Consider the following 24,857-nt stretch of genomic DNA (forward strand, 5'->3'; position numbering starts at 1 on the left):
GATACTTCGCGTAAAGAGGGGCGGACCGAATCACGAGAATTCGTTATCCCGCTGCTCGGACGCGCGGTTTCCGCCACCGCAGGGTAGTCGCCAGCCGCAACTGGAGTAGCTCGACCTATTGCGAGACACAAGCTAGTACGCGCATCCTTCACGGTAGGTCAGTCCAGGCGCGTAGAACGCCCATAGAGTCTTGTCGAGCACAGATGACATACGGGCGCAGGCGGCACGCAAGAGATTCTCGCGAACATCGTTCAGCCCCTCCAGATCCCAGAGTGCGACTGCACGGTCGGGAGTTGCGAGGGCCAGAGTCTGCCCGTTCGCCGCGAACGCTACCGGTGGCACCGGACCGGTAGTTTCGATCGGTGAGCCGATGGGGCGTGGGCGCTGGCGATCGGTTATATCCCATAGTCGCGCAGAGTCGGCGACCACGACGAGTGTTCCTCCGTCAGGAGCGAAGGCCAATCGCCGAACGCCCCCGACGTAACCCGGCAAGGGCCGGCCTATAGGAGACGGACGGTCACGATGCGTGATATCCCACAATATGACGGCGGGATTCACCCCGCCTGTCGCGAGGGTCCGCCCATCCGGCGAGAAAGCTATGTCAGTGACGGATTGATGCGCGCCGCGCAACTCGTTGATCGGCTTGGTCACGTCGGACACATCGTAGAGCGCGACGTCCGATCCTCGGGCCGCGGCAACCGTATGGCCGTCCGGTGAGAAGGCGAGTCTCGTGGTGGTACTCGTCCGTCCGACCGGAATCGGGCTCAACCGCTGTGGGCGCTCGGGATCAGTGACATTCCATAGCATCATGGCCGGATGGCCTGTGACGGCGAGCAACCGGCCGTCCGGGGAGAACTCGACCGAAGTGACGCGATTGGTGAAGTCGGTCAACGGCTTTCCGATCCGCCGGGGCTCGGACAAGTCGTCGATGTTCCACAGCGTCGTCTGGTCATATCCACCGACCGCGAGGATGCGGCCGTCGGGTGATATCGCCATCCCACCTACCGGTTCACCCGGGCGTTGCACCTGACCGGCGGCTTCAGGCCGGTCGGTCGCGAGATCCCACAGGCGCACCTTGTCGCCACCGGACACTGCGACAACGGGCCGTCGCCGAGCGAACACCACCGCCGAGACATCCGCGTCCAGCCCACCCAACGTCGCAGGCAGGCGCCGCGGCCGATGCGAATCGGTCAAATCCCACAGGATCACCTGGCCACTGATGCTTGCGGTGGCGAACCAGCGGCCATCGGCAGACAGCGCGGTCTGCTTGATATCCCCGGCGTGTTCTATGGGGAGTCGCCGAACTTCCCGCGGCGCCTCTGCCGACGTGATATCCCACCAGATCACTACACGGCCGGCCGCCGTCGGGGCGACCGTGATCGCGACACTGTGATTCGCCGTCGATCTCGTGTTCCACAGATCGATCGGCGTCGCGAGCGAACCGGCGGTCGGAAGGACCGCCGGAATACGACCGTCGAGACGGAGGGACGCGAGATCGCTCTCAGCCGAAGCGATGATCCGCGAGTCGTCGTGCGACAAACCGAGGAGTGCGTGGGTCAGGGAAGTCGTCGCCCAGGAGCCGGTGAGATCCCGGATATCCGCGGCGTCACGCACTTCCCAGATACCGACGAAATTATTGGCATACGGGTCGCGATAACCAACCGCTAGCGTCGTCGCGTCTGCGAACGCCACTGATTCGACGGTCCCGTACCGACCGACATCGATTGCACCGATGATTCGGGGAGCGGTCCTGTCGCTCAGACTCCACAATGTCAGGGAATCCCCGAATCCCGCAGCCAGCAGCCGGCCGTCCGGCGAGAATTTGAGCGCTCTTATGGAATTGATCTCCGGGGGCGGAAGCGATACCCGAACCGGTGCCGCCGGATCTGCGATATCCCATAAGGTTGCCACTCCATCGCCGGCGGCTGCCAGCAGCTTCTCGTCCGGCGAGAGTGCGAGAAACTCGATCAAATGGCCGTTTTCCAATGGCTTGCCCGATAGGACGGGCCTGCCCCCGCCGATATTCCACAACTGGAGTATGCCTGCATCCGCAGTTGCCAGCAGCGTGCCATTCGGGGAGAACACCATCCTGGCCTGCTGTCCGAATCGGTGCGGTAGCACAGCGGCAAGGGGGCTGGAAAAAAGTGTCTGCGCCAGGCTCGACGCAGTCTCCGGGCTCGGCATATTGGCATACGCGGCCGCCCCCAACCGCAATGCGGTATCGATGTCCGGCGGGCTGTTGTCCCTGACCGCATCCGACGCGGTGATCAACGAACGAGCTGCGGCGACCCGTTGCTGATCTTGCGCCTCTCGTCTGGCCACCACGGCGAGGACGGTTGCCGTGAGTGCTCCCACCAATAAGATGCCGAGCACTCCGATCGTGCCGGTCTTCAGGCGGCGGATGACACGTTGTTGGCGGATGTCCTCGCCCTCGATCTTGTCTTTGTCCACACCGATGATCGCCGCGGACAAGCCGGCGACCTCGCTGCGGAACCGACTGTGCTGCAGAGATAAAGCTTCCTTCCTCGCCCACCGGAGGTCCGCGTAGTTCGGCTCAGCGGTGAACCAGCCCGACAAGCACTGCGGAAGCGCATCCGTCCGCGTCCAGTCGAAATCGCCCGTGGCTTCGTCCCATACGATCTCGCCATCGGTCAGCGCCAAGAGCATGGTCGACGCAGAGCGATGCGACTGCCACCATTCGACCTCCCGACGCACCCACACCGATCGGGCCGCGAGTGGCGAAGCAAGGAGAACGAAATGATCGGACTTCGACAACGCCGATTCGATGCCCGCCCATAAGCTCGGGTTCACGCCGAGGCCAGTCCTGTCGCGAAATACCCGGAGTGCATACGGACGATCCCACCGCCGCCCCAACGCCCGTAGTCCTTTCTGCAGCTCCGGTGCCAGTTGGTTGTCGAGTTTCTGGCTGTAGGACAGGAAAACGTCGTAGCGAGTGGAGTTCTGCGTCAGCAAAGGTCTCTCCCGGACGTACCCTTGCAGACGCCCGGCGGAAACCTCCACATCAGGCGGGCTGACACGGGATCACGCGTGTATTCCGGCGGCGCCTTCGGCAGTCGTTCCAATACGCCCTCTTCGTGGAGCGATTTACATGCGTTGCCGCGCACCTCCGGATCCACACCTATAACACATGCGCCACCGGGCCGGGTCACGGTGAATGTGCAAGTCTTTGACCGGGGCCCTTCATCACATCCATACCATTCGAAACCATCTCGCGGTTCCCGGCTGTAAATGGACCCGCTCTTGTAGGTCGCTTCCAAACGCATGACTGCGACATTCTCCGGAATGAGGAGACTGCACGGCGGCACGACATGATTGGAAGGTGCACCGCACTCGGCTCCGGAATCCGATCGAACCAGGATGCCCCATGGATGGTCGCCACCCCCGAGAATATTGAGCTTCGATCCCGGTGCGATCGTGGCCCGCTCCGGCGTTGTCGACCCCGGAGAGGTATTCGGCTCCGAGCCGATCCATGAGCAGGCGGCCGATCCGGCGACGAGCTGCATTATCAGCGAAAGGACTATGAGCAATCCACGCCGACTGCGACGGTGCGGAACTGGTTTCCGCCGAGTCGATTTCGGAGTCCGCTGGTTCATGGCCGCACCCTCCCCGCTGGCCGATCCGATCGGATGTGCGAGGCTCAATCTAGCGCGGAAAGCACCGATTCGAGACGCGTTTGCGCTAAGACGGCGCCCGCGGTTGTGGTGCGCCGCGGCGGAGCAGCGACCGCACTGCGTGGTGTGCTACCGGGGAGCATGCGGCGCGATCGCATCCGGGCGAGGCGAATTCCGGTCCGATTCGGCATCCACGGTTGGCGTCGAGCGCGCCGTAGGGGCATGATCGCGCCGTGGTCAGCCTTCCGGTCAGCGGCGCCTTCGTCGGGCGGGCCTCCGAGCTCGCGGCGTTGCAGGATGCCTATCGAGAGCCTGCGGTGCATACCGTGCTGGTCGGGGGTGAAGCGGGAATCGGCAAGTCGCGGTTGGTGGCGGAGTTCGGGATGCGGCTCGATGCTCGCACGGCGGTGGTGTCGGGACGGTGCCCGGAATTCGGCGCGAGGGGAGTTCCGTTCGCGCCGTTCGTCGCGGTCATGCGCGCATTGCTGCGCGACAAAGGCGTGGAGGCGCTCGCGACGCTGCTTCCGGCGCGACCGGCGCTGGCGGGCTGGCTTCCCGGACTGGCGGCGCGGGCCGGCGCGGCGGAGGCCGACAGCGACCGGATCCGGTTGTTCGGCGAGATCTTGACCGTGCTGGAACAGTTCTCGATGACCGAGCCACTGGTGGTGGTGCTGGAAGATCTGCACTGGGCCGACGACACCAGCCTGGACCTGCTCGCCTTCCTGGTGGCCAACATCGCCGAACGGGATCTGTTCTTGGTCGGCACCTACCGGCCCACCGATTCCGGCCCCTTGCGCAGATTGGTCTCCGGGCTGCGCCGCGACCCGAGCGTCCGTCTGCTCTCGACGGCACCGCTGACCAAGCACGAGGTCGGCAGGCAGCTGGCCGCGCTGCGCGGCAGCGAACCGGAACCGGGGACGATCGCGCGCGTCTTCGAACGCAGCAAAGGGATCCCGCTGTTCGTGGAGGCGCTCGGCCCCGCACCCGAGGACACGCCCGCCGAGCTGTCCGAGCTGTTGCTCGGTCCCCTGTCGGACCTTCCCCCTCAGGCGGCATCGGTGCTGCGGCTGGCGGCTGCGGCCGGGTCGCCGGTTCGGCACACCGTGCTGGCGGCCGCCGCCGACCTCGCCGAGGAGGCGCTGACCACAGCGTTGCGGCTGCTGGTCGACCGGCAACTGCTGGTGCCCGACGACACCGGTTACGCGTTCCGGCACGTTCTCATCCGGGACGCCGTCTACGCCGACTTGTTGCCCGTGAAGCGGAAACAATTGCATCGCGATATTTCTCGCGCTCTCATCGCGCTCCGCGAACGCGATGCGGACGCCTGTCCCTCCGGCGAGTTGGCCCATCACGCGTATGCCGCCGGAGAATTCTCCTCGGCGCTCGAGGCCGCCTGGGAAGCGGCGGCCGAAGCGGAAAGTATCGGGGCGCATCGTGTTCAAGTGCGCCATCTCGACCGAGTGCTCGAATCGTGGGATCGGGTGGCGGAAGCGGCGAGCCGAGTGGACGCCGAGCGGATCGAGGTCGTGGAAGCGGTCGTGGCGGCGTGCTATCGGGGCGGCGTCGTCGAACGCGGGATCGCGGCGGCCGACGAGGCGCTGGCCGCCATCGACGCGGAGACCGAGCCGGAGCGTGCCGCCCGGCTGCACTACTACCGCGCGGGACTCCGCAATCAAAGCAGCGGCGGCGGCGAAGACGACCTGCTCGCGGCGCTGGCATGTCTTCCTTCGGACCGGCCGACTCTGTTACGCGGCGAGATCCTCGCCGAACTCGCCGCAGCAAGGGCGTTCAGCGGCGCGGCAGCCGCGGCCGAGCACGACGCGCGTGCCGCCGTCGAGGTGGCCGAACAATTGCGTCGTGTCCCGAGCGCTGAGGACACCTCGCCGGTCACGGCTGGGGCTCTCCACCCGCCGGGTGCGATCGAGGAGGCGGCCGGTGCGGATGTCCCGTCCGCAGTGAACCACCGGTGGCGTTCGAGTGTCCTTCGCGCGGACCGCGTCGCAGCGTCGCTGGCCGCACGTGCCCACGCCTACCTCGGGCTGGCCACCGCGGATCGCCCGGACGTCGCCATGCCCCAGTTCGAGCGGGCACACGCCGCCGCGAAAGCCGCGGGCGATCCGGGCACACTGCTGACCGTGGTGTTGTGGGAGACGGCGCTGCTGGTGTCGGCAGGCGCAGACGAGGCGGCCATCGCGGCGATCCAGCAGGGGTTGCGCGCCGCGCACGAGAGCTACCGATTCGCCGAGGCCGCGCCGATTCTGCTGGTCAAATGGGCGCAGGCGCTCACAGCCCTGGGCCGCTGGGACGAGGCGCTCGATCTGATCGACGAATCGCTCACCGAGCAGTTGCCGCCGTTGAGCACCGCCGCCCTGCTGCTGTGTCACGCGCGGATCATGCTGGCGCGCGGCGATGCCGAGGCCGCGGCGACGAGCGCTGCGAACGCGCAGCTCTTGCTCGGTGATCGTCGCTGGGCCAGGCAATATCAGATCCAGCTGCACACGGTGCAGACCGAGATCGCGCACGCGGCGGGCAATCCGCAGCGCGCCGCCGAGATCGGCGCATCGACGCTGACCGCGGACGATCTGGGCGCGCACCATCACGAGGCGTGGGCGCTGGCCGATGCGGTGGCCCGGACCCGCTGCGCTCCACTGGTTCTCGATTCCGTGACGGAACGGCTGCCGGTGACCACCGCGGTCGACGCCGCATACCGGAATTCCTGCCACGCCGTGCGCAGCCGTCGTCCCGCCGACTGGGCCGCGGCGGTTTCCTCCTGGGGAGCCCTGCGTCGGCCGTACGAAGTGGCGCGCGGCATGCTCGAATCCGGGCAAGCCGAATTGGCAGCGGGCGATCGCCCGGCGGCACGCAGCGCACTGCGGTCGGTCCTCGGGCTGGCGGACGAGTTGGCGGCGGCGCCACTCGCCGAGCAGGCCAGGCAGTTGGCCGACCGCGCCGGGATCGACCTTGCCGACGCCGGGAACCGGCCCGCCCCGGCCCGACCGGCGAACACCTCGGGCCTGACCCCGCGTGAACTCGACGTGCTGCGCCTGGTGGCCACGGGCGCGAGCAACCGTCAGATCGCGGCCGAGTTGTTCATCAGCGCCAACACCGCCGGTGTGCACGTCTCGCGAATCCTCGTCAAGCTCGGCGTGTCCAGTCGCACCGAAGCGGCCGCGACCGCGCGGAACCGTGGATTGCTCGGTGCGGAGGGATAGACCGGCCACGTCGTGCAACGCGGCCCCGCTCGACTGCCGCCGCTCCGTCAGGTCGGCTACCCACGCTCGGACCGCGCGGCCATGCCCCGGCCGCGAACCCGGCCGGAGGCGCCGACGACGGCCTCACCCCCGCCGGACACGCGATCAGCCGGCGGCGGCGAAGACGACCTGCTCCGGCGCCGGGAACGCGCAGTCGCACCGGTGCCGCGAGGATTCCGCTCGTGCGGTCGAATCCACGGCATCACCCGCTGATGCCGACGAGGTGCTACCGCCGTTCAGCTGACGATCATCGTCCTGCGGGGAGGTGGCCGGTAGACATCCGGCCACCGATCCGTAAGATACAGTAAGTCGAACATGTCTCGAAAGGACTGGCTGATGCGGTCGACCCTGCTGTCCCGGCGCGATCTCGATTTCCTGCTCTACGAGTGGCTGGACGTCGAGGGGCTGACCAAGCGCGCGCGGTACGCCGAGCACTCGCGGGAGACCTTCGACGCCGTGCTCGAGCTCAGCGAGCAGCTCGCCACCAAGTACTTCGCGCCGCACAACAAGCTCAACGACGCCAACGAACCCACCTTCGACGGCGAACGCGTGACCATCATCCCGGAGGTCGGCCAGGCGCTGGCCGCTTTCGCCAAGGCCGGGCTGCCCTCGGCGGCAATGGATTACGAACTCGGCGGCGCACAGCTGCCCGCGACCGTCGCGCAGGCGAGCTACGCCTGGTTCCAGGCGGCCAACCCCGGCACCGCGGGCTACCCGTTCCTCACCGTCGCCAACGCGAATCTGCTCATCGCCCATGGACCCGAGCACGTCGAGAAGTTCGTCGGCCCCATGCTCGAGGGCCGCTTCTTCGGCACCATGTGCCTGTCGGAGCCGCAGGCCGGGTCGTCGCTGGCCGACATCGTCACCCGCGCCGAACCACAGGACGACGGTACGTACCGCCTCTTCGGCACCAAGATGTGGATCTCGGGCGGCGATCACGAGCTCGGTGAGAACATCGTGCACCTGGTGCTGGCCAAGATCCCCGGCGGGCCCGCGGGCACCAAGGGCATCTCGCTGTTCGTGGTGCCCCGGTTCCTGGTCGGCGACGACGGATCGATCGGCGAGCGCAACGACGTCGCGCTGGCCGGGCTCAACCACAAGATGGGCTTCCGCGGCACGGTCAACACCGTGCTGAATTTCGGCGAGGGCCGCTGGACGCCGGGCGGCGCGCCCGGCGCGGTCGGTTACCTGGTCGGCGAGCCCCATCGCGGATTGAGCTACATGTTCCACATGATGAACGAGGCGCGCATCGGCGTGGGCCTGGTCGCCACGGCGCTCGGCTACACCGGGTACCTCGAGTCGCTGGACTACGCGCGCACGCGCACGCAGGGCCGGGCCAAGCTCCCCGCCGACCCGTCCGCGCCGCAGCGGCCGATCATCGAGCACGCCGATGTGAAGCGCATGCTGCTGGCGCAGAAGTCCTATGCCGAAGGCGCTCTGGCGCTGGTGCTCTACTGCGCGCGACTGGTGGACGAGCAGCGCACCGCCGAATCCGAGGACGAACGCCGCGCGGTCACCCTGCTGCTGGACATCCTCACCCCGATCGCCAAGAGCTGGCCGTCGCAGTGGTGCCTCGAGGCCAACAGCCTCGCCATCCAGGTGCTCGGCGGCTACGGCTACACCCGCGAATACAACGTCGAGCAGCATTACCGGGACAACCGGCTCAACCCCATCCACGAGGGCACGCACGGCATCCAGGGCCTGGATCTACTGGGACGCAAAGTAACCCAGCAGGGCGGCGCCGGCCTGCTCGCGCTCGGTGCGCGCGTCGACGCGACCATCACGGCCGCACGCGCGGCGGGCGGCGAGGCGGCCGAGCTCGCCGCGGAGCTGGATTCGGCATGGCGGCGGTTGGTCGAGGTGACGGCCGGACTGTTCGCCTCCGGTGATGCCGAGGCCGCGCTGGCCAACAGCTCGGTATACCTGGAAGCGTTCGGGCACACTGTGCTGGCCTGGATCTGGCTCGAACAGTTCCTCGCGGCCGGGGATCGTTCCGGCGATTTCTACGATGGCAAGCGGCACGCGGCCCGGTTCTTCTATCGTTTCGAATTGCCCAAGACCGCGCCGGCGCTGGATCTGCTCGCCCGGCTGGACCGGACTACTCTGCAGATGCGCGACGCCTGGTTCTGAACACAGCCCGTTTCGATACACCGTCTTGAGGATGTATCATTCCGCGGTGATCGATTCCAGCCAGCGGACCACTCGCCCTCCCGGCCGACCGGCCTCCGCGACCAGGGAACAGGTCATCGAGCATGCCCGCCGGGCGTTCCTGGCCGGTGAGCGGGTGGACATCCAGGCGATCGCCGGACAGCTCGGGCTCAGCCGCGCGTCGGTCTACCGCTGGTTCGGCTCCCGCGACGGGGTGCTCGGTGCGGTCCTGGCCGGGGAATTCGAGGCGCTGCTCACCCGCGCCGACGCCCGCCGTCGCTCCACCGGAGCGCGGCGCATCCTGGACGTGCTGTACCGGGTCAACCGGTGGATGACCGACAACGAACCGTTCCGGCGCTACTTCGAGAACGAGCCGCTGTCCGGGCTGCGCATTCTCACCGCGGGCGACGGCCCGGTGCAACCGCTGGTCGTCGGCACCGTCCAGGAGCTGATCGTCCGCGCGACGGAAGAGGACGGCTATCAGCCCCCGCTGGAACCGGCGCTGCTGGCCTACGCGCTGGTCCGGCTCGGCGAGGCGTTCTTGTACAACGACAGCGTCGCGGGCATTCGCGGCGACATCGACCGGCTGCACGAGGTCCAGGCGGCGCTGCTCGGCATCCCCGAGGCGATCACGCCGTGACCGGAGCGCTGCTGCACGCGCGCTTTCCCGAGGTGGCCGAGACGTTGCCGTTCGTCCGCCTCGGCACCGCCCCGACGCCCGTACGCCGGTGCGACCTCGGCACCACGGCTGAGCTGTGGTGCAAGGACGAGAGCGGATACGGCGACGGCGGTTGGGGCGGCAACAAGGTCCGCAAGCTGGAATGGCTGCTGCCGGAGGCACGGCGACGCGGCGCGCGCACCATTCTCACCGTCGGCGGCACCGGAACGAACTGGGGGCTCGCCACCGCCTTGTACGGGCGCGCCCAGGGCATCGATACCGCGCTCGCCCTGGTCGACCAGCCGGTCGACGACCACGTGCGCGCCCAACTGCGGCGGCTGCGGAACTCGGGCGCCGCCTTGTATTTCACGCACAGCAAGGTGCGCACGATACTCGCGGCGCCGTGGCTGTATCTGCGCAGGATCCGTGGCGGCACACGCCCGTACTTCCTGCCCGCGGGCGGGTCGTCACCGGTCGGCGCCCTGGGCTACGTCGAGGCGGCTTGCGAAATCGCAGCCCAGGTCGGCGCGGGCGAACTCCCCGAACCCGGCCACATCGTCACCGCCGTCGGATCCGGCGGCACCGCCGCCGGACTCGCTCTCGGTCTGCGTCTGGCCGGGTTGCGCACGCGCGTCGTCGGCGTGGTCGTCAACGACGCGCTCCCCCTCGACGCGAAGCGCATCGTGCGTCTCGCCACCCGGACCGAACATCTGCTTCGCGCCCGCGGAGCGCGCTTCACCCCCACCGGGCTGCGGCCCGAGGACGTCACGATGACCACCGATTGGCTCGGCCCCGGCTACGGCCACACCACGCCCGCCGCGCGGGAAGCCGAGCAGCGCGCGGGAAAGGCCGGACTGCACTTGGAAACCGTCTACACCGCCAAAGCACTCGCCGCGCTGCTCGCCATGGACGACGCGGGCGGCTTCGGCGCGGGTCCGGTGCTGTTCCTCAATACTTACGGTCCGCGATCGTAGATTCGCACTGCGCGGACCGTACGGCCCCGCTTTCGAATCGCTGTGATCGGAATTCGGCCGCCGACGTCCGACGTGGCGTATTGAGCGGTCCGCCGCGCATATCGCCAGGTCGGGCCACGACGGACCCGGCGCAATAACATCCCCTGATTTTTCTCGGCGGAAATGCGGGCGAATTCGCCGCCACCACCCCGTTATCGTCGCTATTCGTGCAGGTCAGCGATGGAAAGGCGGAGACGGTGGCAGCGGAACCCACGCCGGTGCGGCAATTGCGCGCCGATCAAGCGCGGCGGGTGGCCGACATCCTGCGGCACCAACTGCACGCGGGCGCGTTCGACGGCGCGCTGCCGAGCGAACAGGAACTCGCCGCCGAGTACGGCTCCTCGCGCAACACCGTCCGCGACGCGTTGGCGCTGTTGAAGGACGAGGGTTTGATCGATCGGGCGCCCAAAGTGGGCACCCGGGTGGCCACCCGCAAATTCGACCACGGGCTCGACGCGCTGCTCGGCTTGCAGGAGACGTTCAAGGGCCACGGCACCGTGCGCAACGAGGTGCGCGCGGCGATGCACGTCACCGCGCCGCCCGCCGTCGCCCGCAGGCTCGGCCTGGCGCCGGGCGAACGCGTGGTCTACCTGGAGCGGCTGCGCTACCTCGCGGATCTGCCGCTGAGCCTCGACCTCACCTACCTCGTGCCCGACATCGGCACCGAGGTACTCGGCCACGACCTCGAGCACACCGACGTCTTCGTGCTGCTGGAACGCATCAGCGGCCACTCGCTCGGCTCGGCCGACCTCGCCCTGGAGGCGGTGCCCGCCGACCCGCACACCGCCTCCACCCTCGACGTCCCCGGCGGCGCGCCGCTGCTGATGCTGGAACGACTGACCCGGCTCGACGACGGCCGCCCGGTCGATCTGGAGTACATCCGCATGCGCGGCGACCGCATCACCATGCGCGGCAGCCTGACCCGCAGCACCCCCGAATGGAAGGTCCTCTAGATGGCACTCGTGAACCAGCGCGCCGACATCCCCGTCACCATCGACGAGTCGCTGTGCATCCAGGGCTGCACGCTGTGCGTCGAGATCTGCCCGCTCGACTCCCTGGCCATCAACCCCGAGAACGGCAAGGCCTTCATGCACGTGGACGAGTGCTGGTACTGCGGCCCCTGCGCGGCCCGCTGCCCCACCGGCGCCGTCACCGTCAACATGCCCTACCTGCTCCGCTGATCTGGAAGACCGATGAAAGTGAAATTCGCCCCCGTCCTGCTCGCCGCCGCGCTCGCGCTCGCCGGGTGCTCGCTGGAGCAGAGCGACGACACACCGGCGGGCACCGTCAAGGTGGTCGTCGGCTACCAGTCCAAGACCATCAACACCGTCACCGCGGGCACTCTGCTGCGCGCGCAGGGTTACCTCGAGCAGCGGCTGCGGAAGATCACCGCGGGCGGCGGAGCCGAGTACCAGGTCGAGTGGCAGGACTACGACACCGGCGCGCCGATCACCGCGCAGATGGTGGCCGAGAAGATCGACATCGGGTCGATGGGCGACTACCCGCTGCTGATCAACGGCTCCCGCACCCAGGTCAACGAGCGCTCGCGCACCGAACTGGTGTCGGTCACCGGGTACAACCCCAAGGGCGCGCTGAACATGGTCGTGGTGCCGAACGATTCGGCGGCCACCGGCATCGCCGACCTGGCCGGGCAGAAGATCTCGGCCAGCGTGGGCTCGGCCGGGCACGGCACGCTGGTGCAGGCGCTGTCGCGAGCCGGCATCGATCCGGCCAAGGGCGTGGAGGTGCTCAACCAGCAGCCGCAGGTCGGCGCGACGGCCCTGGAATCCCGTCAGGTGGGCGCACTGTCCCAGTTCGTCGCGTGGCCGGGGCTGGTCGTCTTCCAGAACAAGGCCAAGCTGCTCTACGACGGCGCCGAACTCGGCGTGCCGACATTCCACGGCGTGGTCGCCCGGCACGCCTACGCCGCCGAGCATCCGGAGGTGCTGCAGGCGTTCCTGGCCGCGCAACTGGACGCCACCCGGTTCTTGCAGGAGAAACCGTTCGAGGCCGCGAAGATCGTCGCCGACGGGTCCGGACTGCCGCAGGAGGTGGTGTATCTCTACAACGGTCCCGGCGGAACGAGTTTCGACACCACGCTCAAGCCGAGCCTGATCAACGCGCTCAAAGGCGATGTGGCATATCTGAAGTCGATCGGCGACTTCGCGGACCTGGACATCGACCGGTTCGTCGACGACGGGCCGCTGCGCAAGGCGTACGCGGAGACCGGCCGCGGCGACTACGACCGCGACCTGGCGTCCACCGCCAACCCGGCCCGGGTCACCGGCGCCGACCCGGTCTGCGGCAAAGCCGCGGAGAACCCCGCGCTGGCCGGCGAGCTGTGGGTGGACGGCGCAGCCCAACCGCAACCGGCCGCGGATCCGACCTGCCTACTGCGCGCCGTCCAGGCCGCGAAGGCGCAAGGCCGGACGATCCGCGCGGCCTACGTCCCCGATACCGAGCTCGGCACCCGCTGGTTCGCCGACAAGTCGATCTGGCTGCGCGACGGCGCCGCCTACCTGCCCTTCACCACCCCCGCGGCCGCGCAGCGCTACCGGCAGGCGCATCCGTCCGCCGCGCCGGTCACCTACGATCAGGCCGTCACGGAAGTACGCGGATGACCAGCGAACTCGCCGCACCGGCAGCGCCGGTCACGGCCGAACCCGCCGCCACCCGATCGGCGGCCACCCCGACGTCGCGATCGGCCTGGCGCTCGCGCCTGCTGCGAGTCACCTCGGTCGCCGTCGCGGTCGGTCTGTGGCAACTGCTCACGGTCAACAACGTGCGGGCGGGCCTGCGTTTCGACACGCTGCCGACCGTCACCGAGATCGTCGCCGAATTCGGCGCGCAACTGCGCGCCGACCAGTACTACCTGGACATCGCGCAGTCGCTGATCCGGATCGTCACCGGCTTCGGGCTGGCGGCGGTGATCGGCGTGCTCGCGGGCATCGGCCTGGGCCGGTCGCGGCTGCTGGCCGACACCTTCGGCCCGCTGGCCGAACTGGTCCGGCCGATCCCGGCCATCGCCCTGGTCCCGGTCGCGATCCTGCTGTTCCCCAGCGACGAATCCGGCATCGTGTTCATCACCTTCACCGCGTCGCTGTTCCCGGTGCTGGTGAGCACCAGACACGCGGTGCGCGCCCTGCCGACGATCTGGGAGGACGCGGTGCGCACGCTCGGCGCGTCCCGGCTGGACGTCCTCGCGCGGGTGGTGTTCCCCGGCATCCTGCCCGGCGTCTTCAGCGGACTGTCCGTCGGCGTCGGCGTGGCGTGGATCTGTCTCATCTCCGCGGAGATGATCTCCGGCCGCCTCGGCGTCGGCTACCGCACCTGGCAGGCCTACACCATCGTGGACTATCCGGCGGTGTTCGTCGGCATGATCACCATCGGCGTCCTCGGTTTCGCGACTTCGGGGCTGGTCGAGCTGGCCGGCCGCCGCATCACCCGCTGGCTGCCCAGGGAGGTCGAAGCATGACCACAGTGATCGACGCACCGGCATCGACCGGAATGCGATTGAGTCTCACCGGCGTCCGAATCGCGTATGGCGGCGAGCCGGTGCTGGACGGACTCGACTTGTCGATCGCGCCGGGGGAAATCCTCGTCGCGGTCGGCAAATCCGGATGCGGCAAGTCGACGCTGCTGCGCGCGATCGCCGGACTGCGCGCGCCGGAAGGCGGAGTCGTGCTGGCCGACGGCGACCCCGTCACCGGACCCGCGGCCGACCGCGCCCTGGTGTTCCAGGACGACGCGCTGTTGCCGTGGCGCACGGTACGCCAGAACATCGAACTCGCCCTGCGCCTGCGCGGCACGCCCCGGGCCGAGCGCAGAGCCACCGCCCTGCACTGGGTGGAGGAGGTCGGGCTCACCGGGTACGGCGACTACCTGCCGCGCGACCTGTCCGGCGGCATGCGCCAGCGCGTTCAGCTGGCGCGCAGCCTGGCCGCCGCGCCGCGCGCCGTGCTGATGGACGAGCCGTTCGGCGCGCTGGACACCCAGACCAGGCAGACCATGCAGCGCCTGCTGATCCAGACCTGGCGCGCCCACCCCACCACCATCGTCTTCGTCACCCACGACCTCGACGAAGCCCTGCTGCTCGGCGACCGCATCGCCGTGCTCGGCGGCGGCACGCTGCGCGCGCTGGTCCCCGTGCCCAGTCCGCGCGAGGCGATCGACCGGTCCGCGACGAAGGCCGAAATCCTGGAGAGATTGTGAACATTCCGCCGCTGTCGGAACGGATTCGGCTGGACTGCGACGTGCTCGTCATCGGCGGCGGCACAGCGGGCACGATGGCCGCGCTCACCGCCGCCGAGCGCGGCGCGAACGTGCTGCTGCTGGAGAAGGCCCACGTGCGGCACTCCGGTGCGCTGGCCATGGGCATGGACGGCGTGAACAACGCCGTGATCCCGGGTAAGGCGGAACCGGAGGACTACGTCGCCGAGATCACCCGGGCCAACGACGGGATCGTCGACCAGCGCACCATCTATCAGACCGCGACGCGCGGCTTCGCCATGGTGCAGCGGCTGGAGCGCTACGGCGTGAAGTTCGAGAAGGACGAGTACGGCGAGTACGCGGTGCGCCGGGTACATCGCTCCGGCTCGTACGTGTTGCCGATGCCCGAGGGCAAGGACGTCAAGAAGGCGCTGTATCGCGTGCTGCGCCAGCGCAAGATGCGCGAGAGGATTCGCATCGAGAACCGGCTCATGCCGGTGCGCGTGCTCACCGACAACGGGCGCGCGGTCGGCGCCGCCGCCCTGCACACCCGCACCGGCGAATTCGTGGCAGTCGGCGCGAAAGCGGTGATCCTGGCCACCGGGCCGTGCGGCAGGCTCGGGCTGCCCGCCAGCGGATACCTGTACGGCACCTACGAGAATCCGACGAACGCGGGCGACGGCTACTCGATGGCCTACCACGCGGGCGCCGAACTCAGCGGCATCGAATGCTTCCAGATCAACCCGCTGATCAAGGACTACAACGGCCCGGCCTGCGCGTACGTCGCCAATCCGTTCGGCGGCTACCAGGTCAACGCCGAAGGCGAACGCTTCGTCGACTCCGACTACTGGTCGGGCCAGATGATGTCCGAGGTCAAACGAGAGATCGAATCCGCGCGCGGCCCGATCTATCTCAAGGTGTCGCACCTGCCCGACGAGACGCTGAGCACGCTCGAAGGCATCCTGCACACGACCGAGCGCCCGACCCGCGGCACGTTCCACGCCAACCGCGGCCATGACTACCGCACCCACGACATCGAGATGCACATCTCCGAGATCGGCCTGTGCGGCGGGCACTCCGCCTCCGGCGTGTGGGTCGACGAGCACGCGCGCACCACGGTGCCCGGCCTGTACGCGGCGGGCGATCTGGCGTGCGTGCCGCACAACTACATGATCGGCGCGTTCGTCTTCGGTGATCTGGCCGGCGCGCACGCCGCGTCCACCCTGGACGAGATCACCGCGCCGAACGAACTGCCCGAGGACCAGCTGGCCGCGGCCCACGAGCTGATCTACCGGCCGCTGCGTCAGCCGGACGGGCCGCCGCAACCACAGGTCGAATACAAACTGCGGCGTTTCGTGAACGACTATGTCGCGCCGCCCAAGACGGCGACCAAGCTGGCCATCGCGGTGGAGACCTTCGACCGGATGCGCGCGGAGGTCGACAGCATCGGCGCGCGCACCCCGCACGAGCTGATGCGCGCGGTGGAGGTGTCGTTCATCCGCGATTGCGCCGAGATGGCCGCGCGCAGTTCACTGACCAGGACCGAATCCCGTTGGGGCCTCTATCACGAGCGCGCCGACCTACCCGAACGCGACGATGTCGAATGGCGATACCACCTCAACCTGCGCAAGAACCCGGACGGAACCATGGCGTTCCTGAAGCGGCCGGTGGCGCCGTACCTGGTTCCGGTGCCCGGGCTCGACGACCTGCCCTCGGCCGATGCCGAGGCGGTGCCGGTGCATCAGCCGCACCAGCTCGTCGGCCGTGCGCCGTACACCGGCGTCGTCGCTGAGCACGAGCGGTCCGAAGCCGGTATCGCGCAGCCCGCCACTCCCCCGTCACCCCGGATCGTCGCGCTGCTCGCGCTCGACGTGCCCACGGTGGCGCAATTGTCGGCCTACCTGACGGATCCGGACGCGGGCGTACGGGCCGCGGCGATCTCGGTGCTGACCGAGCACACGCCGGAGGGCTTCGCCATCGCCCTGGGCGAGGCGTTGGACGACGAGGCGGCTTCGGTCCGCCGCGCGGCCGCGGCCGGTCTGCGCGAACTCGTCGAGGTGCTGCCCTCGGCCGCGGGACTCGCCGACCGGCTCGATTCGGCGGATCCCGTCGTGCGGTCCACCGTGATCGATCTGTTGCGCGCGCTGCGGGCGGGCGAGGCCGCGCAGTATCGCGCCGCGCTCGCGGATGGGGACCATCGCGTCCGCATCGAGGCGGTTCGCGCGCTCGTCTCGCTGAACGATCGCGACGGTGTCGCCACCCTGGCCACCGACGAGAACCGGGAGGTGCGGATCGCGGTCGCGCAGGGCCTGGCCGCCATCGGCGACGGCGGGTCCGAGGTGATCCGTCGCCTCGGCGACGACCAGGACCCGCTGGTCCGCGCCGCAGCGCTGACCGCGTTCGCCCAGCTCGGCGCCGAGCCCGCGGACGTCGCCGCGCTGGGTGCCGCCCTGCGCCACTCGGCCTGGCAGATCCGGCAGGGAGCGGCGCGCGGACTCGCAGGCGCGGACCCGGACCTCGCGGTGCCGATTCTGGCTGCGGCGCTACACGACCCGCATCTCGACGTCCGCAAGGCGGCGGTGCTGTCGCTGTCGGTGTGGCCGGACCTGCCCGCCGCGCACGACGCGCTGCGCGCCGCCATCGACGACACCGACGCCGACGTGCGCGCGTATGCCCGGCGGGCGCTGGCCACCCAGCCCGCGGCGTAGGGCGATGTGGTTGCCGCAGCTCGAATCGCTGATTAGATTAGCGGCTCGACCGTTGCCGACGCGCTAACCAGGGTATAGCCGGGTGGTGACGGGGCGGCCGACGACGAGTGTCGCCGTTGTCCATCAGCAGCGACGGGAGTGTGGCGTTGACCGTGCCGAACTGGCTGGATCTCGCCGTGCTCGCCGCCCTCGCGGTCGCCGCCGAACCCGCCGGCCCCGGCACCGACGCTATCGCACTAGGTTCTAGCTGGTCGAGTCGATGACCCACTGCCGGTAGCCGGGGTGCGCGTCGAGCACCGGCACCGCGAGCACCTGCGGCGTGGTGTCGGGGTGATCGGTGTTGGCCCGCTCGATGATCGCGGGCACGAGGTCGGCTCGGGTGTGCAGGATGACGAGCGTCTGCTGATCGTCGTGGATCGCACCGTCCCAGCGGTAGATGGAACGGACGCCGGGGATCAGGTTGCCGCACGCCGCCAGCCGGTTGTCCACCAGTCGGCGGGTGAACTCAGCCAGCCAGTCGGCGTCGTCGGCGGAGATACTTACGTCTACGAGATCGTGGTCGGCCATGTCAGCCAGTCTCGCCCAGTCTGGTGGCCGATGTCACCCATGACCGCCTCCAAATGGTCGCGGTCCCGGTCGATCGCGGCCCAGCCTCGAACTGCTGGACCCTGATAACTGAGTCCGACCCAGCCGCCCATCATGGACGTGCCGTGCGGGTGCAGCGCCATATACATGACACCCTTCGAGCGGACCGCGCCGTCGGTGGCGCGATACCAACCCATCAGCACGTCGGAATCCCACAGCCGCATTTCCCCGACCCAGGCGTAAGAACCTTCCTCAACCGACCGCGCTCGGTCGCCGAGTAATTCGAAGAACGCACCCTCCTGCTTCACATGAAGCTCGTGGATGTCGACACGCGGTATGCCGTCCTTCACGGTCTGCCACGCAGCGAACCAATCGCCGGACAAGTCCAGCACCGAGGATCTTCGACCGGACAGCTCAGTGAGCGAGATTTGACAGGCTTCGGAAATCTGAACGGCGTCCTCCAGGGTCAGCTTCGCCGACCCGTCTTCCAACCGCGAAATGATGCGCTGCGTCAGTCCGACTCGTGCGGCGAACTTCTCTTGCGACAACTCCCCGCGTAGCCGCCTCAGTACCTCCGGCGTCCCGCTCACGACCTCGTCCTTTCCCTCAAACTTGCCCAAATTGTAGGCACCCGTCGTATGCTCAGACAATCTCGTCTAGTTCAGACAGATCGGTCTAAGCCCAGGGGGTGCTTTGCAGCACACGAACCAACTACCACAGCGAACGCCACTCGTCGGGCCGCTTGTTCCTTGGAATGAGCTGCCCGTCGAAGTGTTGGCGGACTATCTCGCCGCTCTCCGCGCATGGGTGGCAACCCCAGAAACGTCCCGGAGCCGGGGTGCTCACTCCTCCGGCTCCGGCGACCCCCAACCCGTAATTTGGTGGCAGGAAGAGGACGCCCAACGGGGGATCAGCGTCCAAGACGTCGTGGACCGTGTGCAGGCCGAGTGGAGGGCGAGCCAGCAGGGTCTGTCCGGATGGCCTCACCGCAGCTCCACAGGGACAGCTGAGCGTCGAAGAAGCCCACCTGACCATGCAGCAGCATCGAGGCTGCCGCGCCGCCGAGTGCCCCCGCAAGGATGCGGCACGCCAAACGCTGATCCAGGCCGGACGCATGAAGCCGGACACGTCAAGGGAGTACTGAGCGTCGTCGTCGCTCAGGAGAAAAGGGGAAACCTGATGAAGAACAAGGTGTTTCGTTTCGCGACCATCCTCGGCGCTGCGGGTGCTGTCGCTCTCACGGGTGCCGGTCCAGCGGCTGCCGCACCGACACCGGTCGCGGCCAAGTCGTGTGACTTCACGACATTCTTCCGCAAGCCGACCGTGTTGCATCCGATCATCTACACCGACGTGAAGGTCTCTTGCGCTGCGCCTCCGGAGTCGCACACGCTGGAGGTGAGCCTGGAGCACTACCAGACCGGGCAGTGGGTTCGCTGGGCGATCCAAGTGGACTCGAAGATCCCTTCCCGCGAAGGACATGAGGTCCGCGTCAGCGCGGAGTGCGCGACCGGTGAGTGGCGGCACACTGTGCACGTCTATGGCAAGCTGCAAGGACGTCCGTTCGACTACACCGAAGTCGGCGACACCAAGAAGGTCTCGTCCGACGAATGCCCGAGAGGATGAGCCAGATGCCGACGTTCAACGGCAGGTACGCGGAGTACGAAGATCCCGGCCTCTGGCACCGGATGAAATTCTGGGGACCGGTCCGCATCCAGAACGCGCTGTGGCGCTTGAAGCATCGGCTCCGCCGCAAGAACCCGTAAACGCAAAATAGCCCCCTCCCGCGATGAGCGGATCCCGTCGTGCGGTCCACCGTGATCGATCTGTTGCGCGCGCTGCGGGCGGGCGAGGCCGCGCAGTATCGCGCCGCGCTCGCGGATGGGGACCATCGCGTCCGCATCGAGGCGGTTCGCGCGCTCGTCTCGCTGAACGATCGCGACGGTGTCGCCACCCTGGCCACCGACGAGAACCGGGAGGTGCGGATCGCGGTCGCGCAGGGCCTGGCCGCCATCGGCGACGGCGGGTCCGAGGTGATCCGTCGCCTCGGCGACGACCAGGACCCGCTGGTCCGCGCCGCAGCGCTGACCGCGTTCGCCCAGCTCGGCGCCGAGCCCGCGGACGTCGCCGCGCTGGGTGCCGCCCTGCGCCACTCGGCCTGGCAGATCCGGCAGGGAGCGGCGCGCGGACTCGCAGGCGCGGACCCGGACCTCGCGGTGCCGATTCTGGCTGCGGCGCTACACGACCCGCATCTCGACGTCCGCAAGGCGGCGGTGCTGTCGCTGTCGGTGTGGCCGGACCTGCCCGCCGCGCACGACGCGCTGCGCGCCGCCATCGACGACACCGACGCCGACGTGCGCGCGTATGCCCGGCGGGCGCTGGCCACCCAGCCCGCGGCGTAGGGCGATGTGGTTGCCGCAGCTCGAATCGCTGATTAGATTAGCGGCTCGACCGTTGCCGACGCGCTAACCAGGGTATAGCCGGGTGGTGACGGGGCGGCCGACGACGAGTGTCGCCGTTGTCCATCAGCAGCGACGGGAGTGTGGCGTTGACCGTGCCGAACTGGCTGGATCTCGCCGTGCTCGCCGCCCTCGCGGTCGCCGCGGTGCTGGGCTGGCGCCGCGGCGCGATCGTGGGACTGCCCGGGCTCGCGGGTGGCTTGGCGGGGGCGATCCTCGGCGCGGCGCTCTCGGCCGCGGCGCTCGGCCGGTTCGCCCCGGGCGTCGTGCGGCTTCTGCTCGCGGTGACGGTGATCGCCGGCATGGTCGCGTTCGGCGCGATCGCCGGGCACCGGGCCGGACGCGCCGCGCGCGCCGCGGTTTCCGGCCCGGTCACGCAACGCGCCGACGCCCTCTGCGGGTGTCTCGTCCACGCGCTCGCGGTCCCGCTGGTGGTGTGGCTGTTCGCCGCACCGCTGGAATCGGCCGCCTTGGTGCGTGATTCGACGACCGTGCGAACCGTCGACGGCGTCGCGCCGTTCTGGCTGTCCGGCCTGTCCGAGGTGCTCACCGGGCCGATCGTGGACGCGGGCATCGGCCGGCCGCTCGCACCGCCCGATCCGGGCATCGTCGAGGGTCCGATGCCCGCCGCACTGCGGCCGAGCGTCCTTCGGGTCCAAGACCTCGCGCCGACCTGCGGCGTGCGCCAGTCCGGTTCCGGATTCGTGATCGCACCGGAGCGCGTGCTGACCAACGCGCACGTCGTCGCCGGATCGAGCAAAGTCTCCGTCGACACCGCGACCGAGCCGCTCGCCGCGACCGTCGTGCAGTTCGATCCGACCATGGACATCGCGGTGCTCGCCGTCCCCGGTCTCGCCGCGCCCGCCCTCACCGTCGCTCCCGAACCCGCCGGTCCCGGCACCGACGCCATCGCGCTCGGCTATCCCAGGGGCGGGTCCTACACCGCGTCCGCCACCCGGGTGCGCAGCCGCGCCGCGCGCCAGGTGCGCGACATCTACCGCACCGGTCTGGGCGAACGCGAGATCTACACCTTGGACGGCGCTATCCAGCACGGCAATTCGGGCGGCCCGCTGGTCGACCGCGACGGCCGCGTGCTGGCCATCGTGTTCGGTGTCGACGAGAACAACAGCAACGTCGGGTTCGCCACGAGCCTGCCCGAGGTTCTCGACCGGCTCGACCACGCGTGGCGTTCGGACCGGCCGGTCGACACCGGCCCGTGCGCCGCCTGACCGGCATCAGGAGGCGTCGGCGACGATCACCACACCGCTCGAGGCGTCCAACAGCGGAATCGTCCGCTCCGCGGCGTCGTCGACGTGCACGCGCGGGTGCGTGGGCAGTTCGGTCTCGTAATAGGTCCCCGGGCCGTAGAACTGGCCGTACTTCACCACTACCCCGTCGAAGGCCAGCACGGCCGTTTCGTGCTCCTGGATCGCCGCGCCGCGCCCCGCGGGCGGTTCCCACGCGATGCTCTGCGCGAGGAAACGTTTCGCTCCGGCCGCCCGCGCGGCCGCGATCAGGTTGCCGGTGCCCTCGGTGCGGATACGCGCGTTCGCCTCGGCCCGCTCCGGCAGCAGCGCGGCGTCGTCCGGCAGATCGGTGAGCTGGTGCATCACCATGTCGGCGCCGAACCGCACCACGGCGGCGGTCAGCGCGTCGGCCTCGTAGACATCACACACCACCGGCTCGGCGCCTGCCGCCCGCACCTGGTCGGCCTTGGCCGCCGAGCGGGTCATCCCCGCGACCTGGTGCCCCGCCTCGACGAGCAGCGGAAGCAAGCGGACTCCGATCACGCCGGTCGCACCGGCCAGGAAGATGCGCATGGTGTCGATTGTCCAGCGCCCGCGGCGCCGGGTGTTCGCGGCCCCTTATCGCTCGCGTTCGCGCGAACGCGGCGTAGGCGACGAAGTTCGGTCGCAGCGCACCCAGGCGGTGGCCGCGTCGCCGTTCACCGTGCATTCGATGCCGCGCGCGGCCAGGAGGCGCAGGACGGCGGTGTTGTCCGTCGTCGTACTCACGAAGAGTTTCGTGTAGCCCTCGGCGGCCGCCCGATCGATCAATTCGGCGAAAACCGCGGTGCCGATGCCCTCTCCCCGGCGGGAGCGGCCGATCCAGACTCCCGCCTCGGCAGCGTCCGGCGCGTCGGGAAGCGGACACAGTCGTGCCGCGCCGACCACCTCGCCGCCCACTCGGATGCCGTAGGTCGACTCGATCGGCGGACTGGCCAGCGCGCGGTGGCGGTGGAACGCCCGGAAGCGCGCTTGCTGGTCGGTATCCCAGCCGCCCGGCCCCTCGACCGGCATCACCTCGCCCGGCTCGGCATCCGCCACCGCCGCATGGAGCAGATCGGTGAGACATCGCTCGTCGAGCGGTTGCAGGGTGACATGGGCGGGCACAGCGCCGATCCTGTCACCCGGACCGTTCCCGGCGCGACCGTATTTCCTCCTGTTCAGACCGGAGTGATGGGCAATCGCAACGCGCCCGGTGCGGCGAGGGGGACCGCCGGGTTCTTCGGTTCGATCGGCGCGAGCCTGCGGTAGGCCGTTCCGAGGGGCGGTCGCGGGTCGTCCTCGCCCTTGTTCGGCCACAACGCCATGGCGCAGCGCGGCGACGCTGCCGCCGAAGCCGGAACCGATGACGAGCACGTCGTAGTGGCTGTCCATGCGCTCGACCGCCGGAGACTTCTGCGGTTACTCGCGAGCGAACCGGTCAGGAATCGAGAAGCGCTCCTCATCGCCCCGCACTTAGCGTCACTGTCATGAACCTCACCACTGATCGAACCGCTATCGAATCCGTCGTCCTGGAGACGCCCGACCCCGCCGCCGCCGAGGCCTTCTACGCCGCCGCGTTCGACCTCGGCGACCGGGTGCGCGTCCGCGCGACCGACGCGCCGACGACCGGATTCCGTGGCTACATCCTGTCGCTGGTGGTGTCGCAGCCGAGCACCGTCGACAGCCTCGTCGGCAGTGCGCTCGACGCGGGCGCGACGACGCTGAAGCCCGCCAAGAAGAGCTTCTGGGGCTACGGCGGGGTCGTCCAGGCTCCGGACGGGGCGATCTGGAAGGTCGCGACGTCGTCGAAGAAGGACACCGGCCCGGCGACCCGGGAGGTCGACGAATTCGTGGTGCTGCTCGGGGTCGACAGCGTCAAGGCGACCAAGCAGTTCTACGTCGATCGCGGCATGGCCGTGGCGAAGAGCTTCGGCAGCAAGTACGTCGAGTTCGCCACCCCGCCTGCGTCGGTCAAGCTGGCGCTCTACGGGCGCCGTGCCGCCGCCAAGGACGCCGGCGTCGCCCCGGAAGGCACCGGGGCGCATCGGATCGCCTTCGACGGCACCCTCGGCCCCTTCACCGACCCGGACGGATTCGCCTGGGAGACCGCGGTCTGAGCCGGTCGGGCCGACCAGGACAGCACCGTTGCGAGTCGGCCATCGCACCGGCTCGCTCGACGTCGCGGGGAGGCGGTTGACAGGGAGCCACGGCCATCCATATTCTCTTCTTGTACGAAGAGACATCTTCTTTGCAGATACATCTTACGAGAAGATAATGTGGAAGGGGTTTCCCATGACGGCCATCGCCGAGACCGAACCGACCATGCCGCGCCGGAAGCGACGCCGCACCGCGGCGCGAGCGCTCGGGGTCGCCACATTGACGCTGGGCGTGGTCGCCGGCAGCGGATATCTGTGGCTGGATCGGACCTCCGGCGTCCGCGACGCAGGCGTCACCGAGTGCACGCAGGTCACCCCCGACGGCGGCAATGCCGACGACCTGCGCGCAGTGTGCGGAACCATCGCGGCGATGACCGCGGCGTGGGACCGCAACGACGCCGACGCCTTCGGCGCGACCTTCACCGAGAACGCCACCTACACCACGTTTCTCGGCACCCACTACGCGGGCCGCCGGGACGTGACCGAGGCGCACCGCGCCTTGTTCGCGGGATTCCTGAAGGGCACCGAACTCGCCGACTCCTTCCTCGGCGTGCGCTTCTTCGGCGACGACGTCGCCATAGTCACCAGCCGGGGCGACCGCTACGAGGACGACCGCCCAGCGGAGCTGTCCAAGACGCAGACCTACACGCTGGTCCGGGAAGCCGACGACCAGTGGCGGATCGCCAGTTTCCACAACACCGAGCGGCAGCCGGTCATGGAACGCGTCTCGTTTCTGTTCGCCCCGGCGACGAAGCCGGAAGCCGAACGGTGAA

The 24,857-nt window shown here is 69.0% G+C and carries 21 protein-coding genes and 1 pseudogene; 16 read left to right on the top strand and 6 right to left on the bottom strand.

Going from position 1 to position 24,857, the window contains the following annotated elements; all coding sequences use genetic code 11:
• Positions 1-132: 132 nt before the first annotated feature.
• Positions 133-2,973, bottom strand: coding sequence for a hypothetical protein (locus ACWEKR_RS17810; RefSeq protein ID WP_452355370.1), 2,841 nt, complete (start codon positions 2,971-2,973; stop codon positions 133-135).
• Between the two features lie 892 nt (positions 2,974-3,865).
• Here ACWEKR_RS17810 and ACWEKR_RS17815 point away from each other — a divergent pair.
• From ACWEKR_RS17815 to ACWEKR_RS17860, 10 genes are all read left to right on the top strand, one after another.
• On the top strand, positions 3,866-6,844 hold the full coding sequence (locus ACWEKR_RS17815; protein WP_452355371.1) for a helix-turn-helix transcriptional regulator: 2,979 nt from the start codon (positions 3,866-3,868) through the stop codon (positions 6,842-6,844).
• 375 nt (positions 6,845-7,219) lie between these two features.
• Positions 7,220-9,013, top strand: coding sequence for an acyl-CoA dehydrogenase (locus tag ACWEKR_RS17820; protein WP_452355548.1), 1,794 nt, complete (start codon positions 7,220-7,222; stop codon positions 9,011-9,013).
• A 46-nt stretch (positions 9,014-9,059) separates the two neighbouring features.
• The gene (locus tag ACWEKR_RS17825; RefSeq protein ID WP_324198408.1) at positions 9,060-9,671 is read left to right on the top strand and encodes a QsdR family transcriptional regulator; all 612 of its coding nucleotides are present in this window, start codon (positions 9,060-9,062) and stop codon (positions 9,669-9,671) included.
• The gene (locus tag ACWEKR_RS17830) at positions 9,668-10,663 is read left to right on the top strand and encodes a 1-aminocyclopropane-1-carboxylate deaminase/D-cysteine desulfhydrase (protein ID WP_452355372.1); all 996 of its coding nucleotides are present in this window, start codon (positions 9,668-9,670) and stop codon (positions 10,661-10,663) included. The genes ACWEKR_RS17825 and ACWEKR_RS17830 overlap by 4 nt, the downstream gene beginning before the upstream one ends.
• 236 nt (positions 10,664-10,899) lie before the next feature.
• Positions 10,900-11,655, top strand: a complete 756-nt coding sequence (locus ACWEKR_RS17835; protein ID WP_452355373.1) for a GntR family transcriptional regulator — start codon at positions 10,900-10,902, stop codon at positions 11,653-11,655.
• Positions 11,656-11,883 carry a 4Fe-4S dicluster domain-containing protein gene (locus tag ACWEKR_RS17840; protein WP_039797742.1) on the top strand — a complete coding sequence of 76 codons (228 nt, stop codon included), beginning with the start codon at positions 11,656-11,658 and terminating at the stop codon, positions 11,881-11,883.
• 12 nt (positions 11,884-11,895) lie between these two features.
• Complete coding sequence (locus tag ACWEKR_RS17845; RefSeq protein WP_452355374.1) at positions 11,896-13,323, top strand: ABC transporter substrate-binding protein; 1,428 nt, start codon at positions 11,896-11,898, stop codon at positions 13,321-13,323.
• Positions 13,320-14,177, top strand: a complete 858-nt coding sequence (locus ACWEKR_RS17850; RefSeq protein ID WP_452355375.1) for an ABC transporter permease — start codon at positions 13,320-13,322, stop codon at positions 14,175-14,177. The genes ACWEKR_RS17845 and ACWEKR_RS17850 overlap by 4 nt, the downstream gene beginning before the upstream one ends.
• Entirely contained in the window at positions 14,174-14,914 is a 741-nt protein-coding gene (locus ACWEKR_RS17855; RefSeq protein ID WP_452355376.1) for an ABC transporter ATP-binding protein, read from the top strand. Before ACWEKR_RS17850 ends, ACWEKR_RS17855 begins: the two co-directional genes overlap by 4 nt.
• Entirely contained in the window at positions 14,911-17,619 is a 2,709-nt protein-coding gene (locus ACWEKR_RS17860) for a fumarate reductase/succinate dehydrogenase flavoprotein subunit (protein WP_452355377.1), read from the top strand. Before ACWEKR_RS17855 ends, ACWEKR_RS17860 begins: the two co-directional genes overlap by 4 nt.
• 243 nt (positions 17,620-17,862) lie before the next feature.
• On the opposite strand, the gene cutA is transcribed toward ACWEKR_RS17860, so the two are convergent.
• Both cutA and ACWEKR_RS17870 read right to left on the bottom strand, forming a co-directional pair.
• Positions 17,863-18,186, bottom strand: a complete 324-nt coding sequence (gene cutA / locus ACWEKR_RS17865) for a divalent-cation tolerance protein CutA (RefSeq protein ID WP_452355378.1) — start codon at positions 18,184-18,186, stop codon at positions 17,863-17,865.
• Positions 18,165-18,794, bottom strand: coding sequence for a helix-turn-helix domain-containing protein (locus tag ACWEKR_RS17870; RefSeq protein WP_452355379.1), 630 nt, complete (start codon positions 18,792-18,794; stop codon positions 18,165-18,167). The genes cutA and ACWEKR_RS17870 overlap by 22 nt, the downstream gene beginning before the upstream one ends.
• Before the next feature lie 589 nt (positions 18,795-19,383).
• Here ACWEKR_RS17870 and ACWEKR_RS17875 point away from each other — a divergent pair.
• From ACWEKR_RS17875 to ACWEKR_RS17890, 4 genes and pseudogenes are all read left to right on the top strand, one after another.
• Positions 19,384-19,827: a hypothetical protein gene (locus ACWEKR_RS17875; RefSeq protein WP_452355380.1), complete on the top strand. Its 444-nt coding sequence runs from the start codon at positions 19,384-19,386 to the stop codon at positions 19,825-19,827.
• Positions 19,828-19,832: 5 nt separating this feature from the next.
• Positions 19,833-19,967 carry a hypothetical protein gene (locus tag ACWEKR_RS17880; protein WP_452355381.1) on the top strand — a complete coding sequence of 45 codons (135 nt, stop codon included), beginning with the start codon at positions 19,833-19,835 and terminating at the stop codon, positions 19,965-19,967.
• A 30-nt stretch (positions 19,968-19,997) separates the two neighbouring features.
• Positions 19,998-20,603 (top strand): annotated as a pseudogene (locus tag ACWEKR_RS17885) (HEAT repeat domain-containing protein); the annotation flags it as partial.
• Positions 20,604-20,719: 116 nt separating this feature from the next.
• Entirely contained in the window at positions 20,720-21,889 is a 1,170-nt protein-coding gene (locus ACWEKR_RS17890) for a MarP family serine protease (RefSeq protein ID WP_452355382.1), read from the top strand.
• A gap of 6 nt (positions 21,890-21,895) precedes the next feature.
• On the opposite strand, the gene ACWEKR_RS17895 is transcribed toward ACWEKR_RS17890, so the two are convergent.
• From ACWEKR_RS17895 to ACWEKR_RS17905, 3 genes are read right to left on the bottom strand one after another with little or no spacing between them, the layout of a single operon-like run.
• A complete protein-coding gene (locus ACWEKR_RS17895; RefSeq protein WP_452355383.1) occupies positions 21,896-22,480 on the bottom strand; it encodes an NAD-dependent epimerase/dehydratase family protein in 585 nt (194 codons plus the stop codon).
• 45 nt (positions 22,481-22,525) lie between these two features.
• Entirely contained in the window at positions 22,526-23,053 is a 528-nt protein-coding gene (locus ACWEKR_RS17900; RefSeq protein WP_452355384.1) for a GNAT family N-acetyltransferase, read from the bottom strand.
• 53 nt (positions 23,054-23,106) lie between these two features.
• Entirely contained in the window at positions 23,107-23,253 is a 147-nt protein-coding gene (locus ACWEKR_RS17905; RefSeq protein WP_452355555.1) for a hypothetical protein, read from the bottom strand.
• Between the two features lie 162 nt (positions 23,254-23,415).
• Here ACWEKR_RS17905 and ACWEKR_RS17910 point away from each other — a divergent pair, with 162 nt between their 5' ends.
• Positions 23,416-24,045: a glyoxalase gene (locus ACWEKR_RS17910; RefSeq protein ID WP_452355385.1), complete on the top strand. Its 630-nt coding sequence runs from the start codon at positions 23,416-23,418 to the stop codon at positions 24,043-24,045.
• A gap of 175 nt (positions 24,046-24,220) precedes the next feature.
• Positions 24,221-24,856 carry an SgcJ/EcaC family oxidoreductase gene (locus ACWEKR_RS17915; protein WP_452355386.1) on the top strand — a complete coding sequence of 212 codons (636 nt, stop codon included), beginning with the start codon at positions 24,221-24,223 and terminating at the stop codon, positions 24,854-24,856.
• Position 24,857: the final 1 nt, after the last annotated feature.

The sequence above is a fragment of the Nocardia sp. NPDC004573 genome (genome assembly GCF_053602135.1).

Bases quoted from the DNA above. Each gene is read 5' to 3' on its own strand.
- ACWEKR_RS17820 (WP_452355548.1), top strand. From the start codon at position 7,220: ATGCGGTCGACCCTGCTGTCCCGGCGCGATCTCGATTTCCTGCTCTAC.
- ACWEKR_RS17840 (WP_039797742.1), top strand. From the start codon at position 11,656: ATGGCACTCGTGAACCAGCGCGCCGACATCCCCGTCACCATCGACGAG.
- ACWEKR_RS17845 (WP_452355374.1), top strand. From the start codon at position 11,896: ATGAAAGTGAAATTCGCCCCCGTCCTGCTCGCCGCCGCGCTCGCGCTC.
- ACWEKR_RS17850 (WP_452355375.1), top strand. From the start codon at position 13,320: ATGACCAGCGAACTCGCCGCACCGGCAGCGCCGGTCACGGCCGAACCC.
- ACWEKR_RS17855 (WP_452355376.1), top strand. From the start codon at position 14,174: ATGACCACAGTGATCGACGCACCGGCATCGACCGGAATGCGATTGAGT.
- cutA (WP_452355378.1), bottom strand. From the start codon at position 18,186: ATGGCCGACCACGATCTCGTAGACGTAAGTATCTCCGCCGACGACGCC.
- ACWEKR_RS17875 (WP_452355380.1), top strand. From the start codon at position 19,384: ATGAAGAACAAGGTGTTTCGTTTCGCGACCATCCTCGGCGCTGCGGGT.
- ACWEKR_RS17880 (WP_452355381.1), top strand. From the start codon at position 19,833: ATGCCGACGTTCAACGGCAGGTACGCGGAGTACGAAGATCCCGGCCTC.
- ACWEKR_RS17895 (WP_452355383.1), bottom strand. From the start codon at position 22,480: ATGCGCATCTTCCTGGCCGGTGCGACCGGCGTGATCGGAGTCCGCTTG.
- ACWEKR_RS17905 (WP_452355555.1), bottom strand. From the start codon at position 23,253: ATGGCGTTGTGGCCGAACAAGGGCGAGGACGACCCGCGACCGCCCCTC.
- ACWEKR_RS17910 (WP_452355385.1), top strand. From the start codon at position 23,416: ATGAACCTCACCACTGATCGAACCGCTATCGAATCCGTCGTCCTGGAG.
- ACWEKR_RS17915 (WP_452355386.1), top strand. From the start codon at position 24,221: ATGACGGCCATCGCCGAGACCGAACCGACCATGCCGCGCCGGAAGCGA.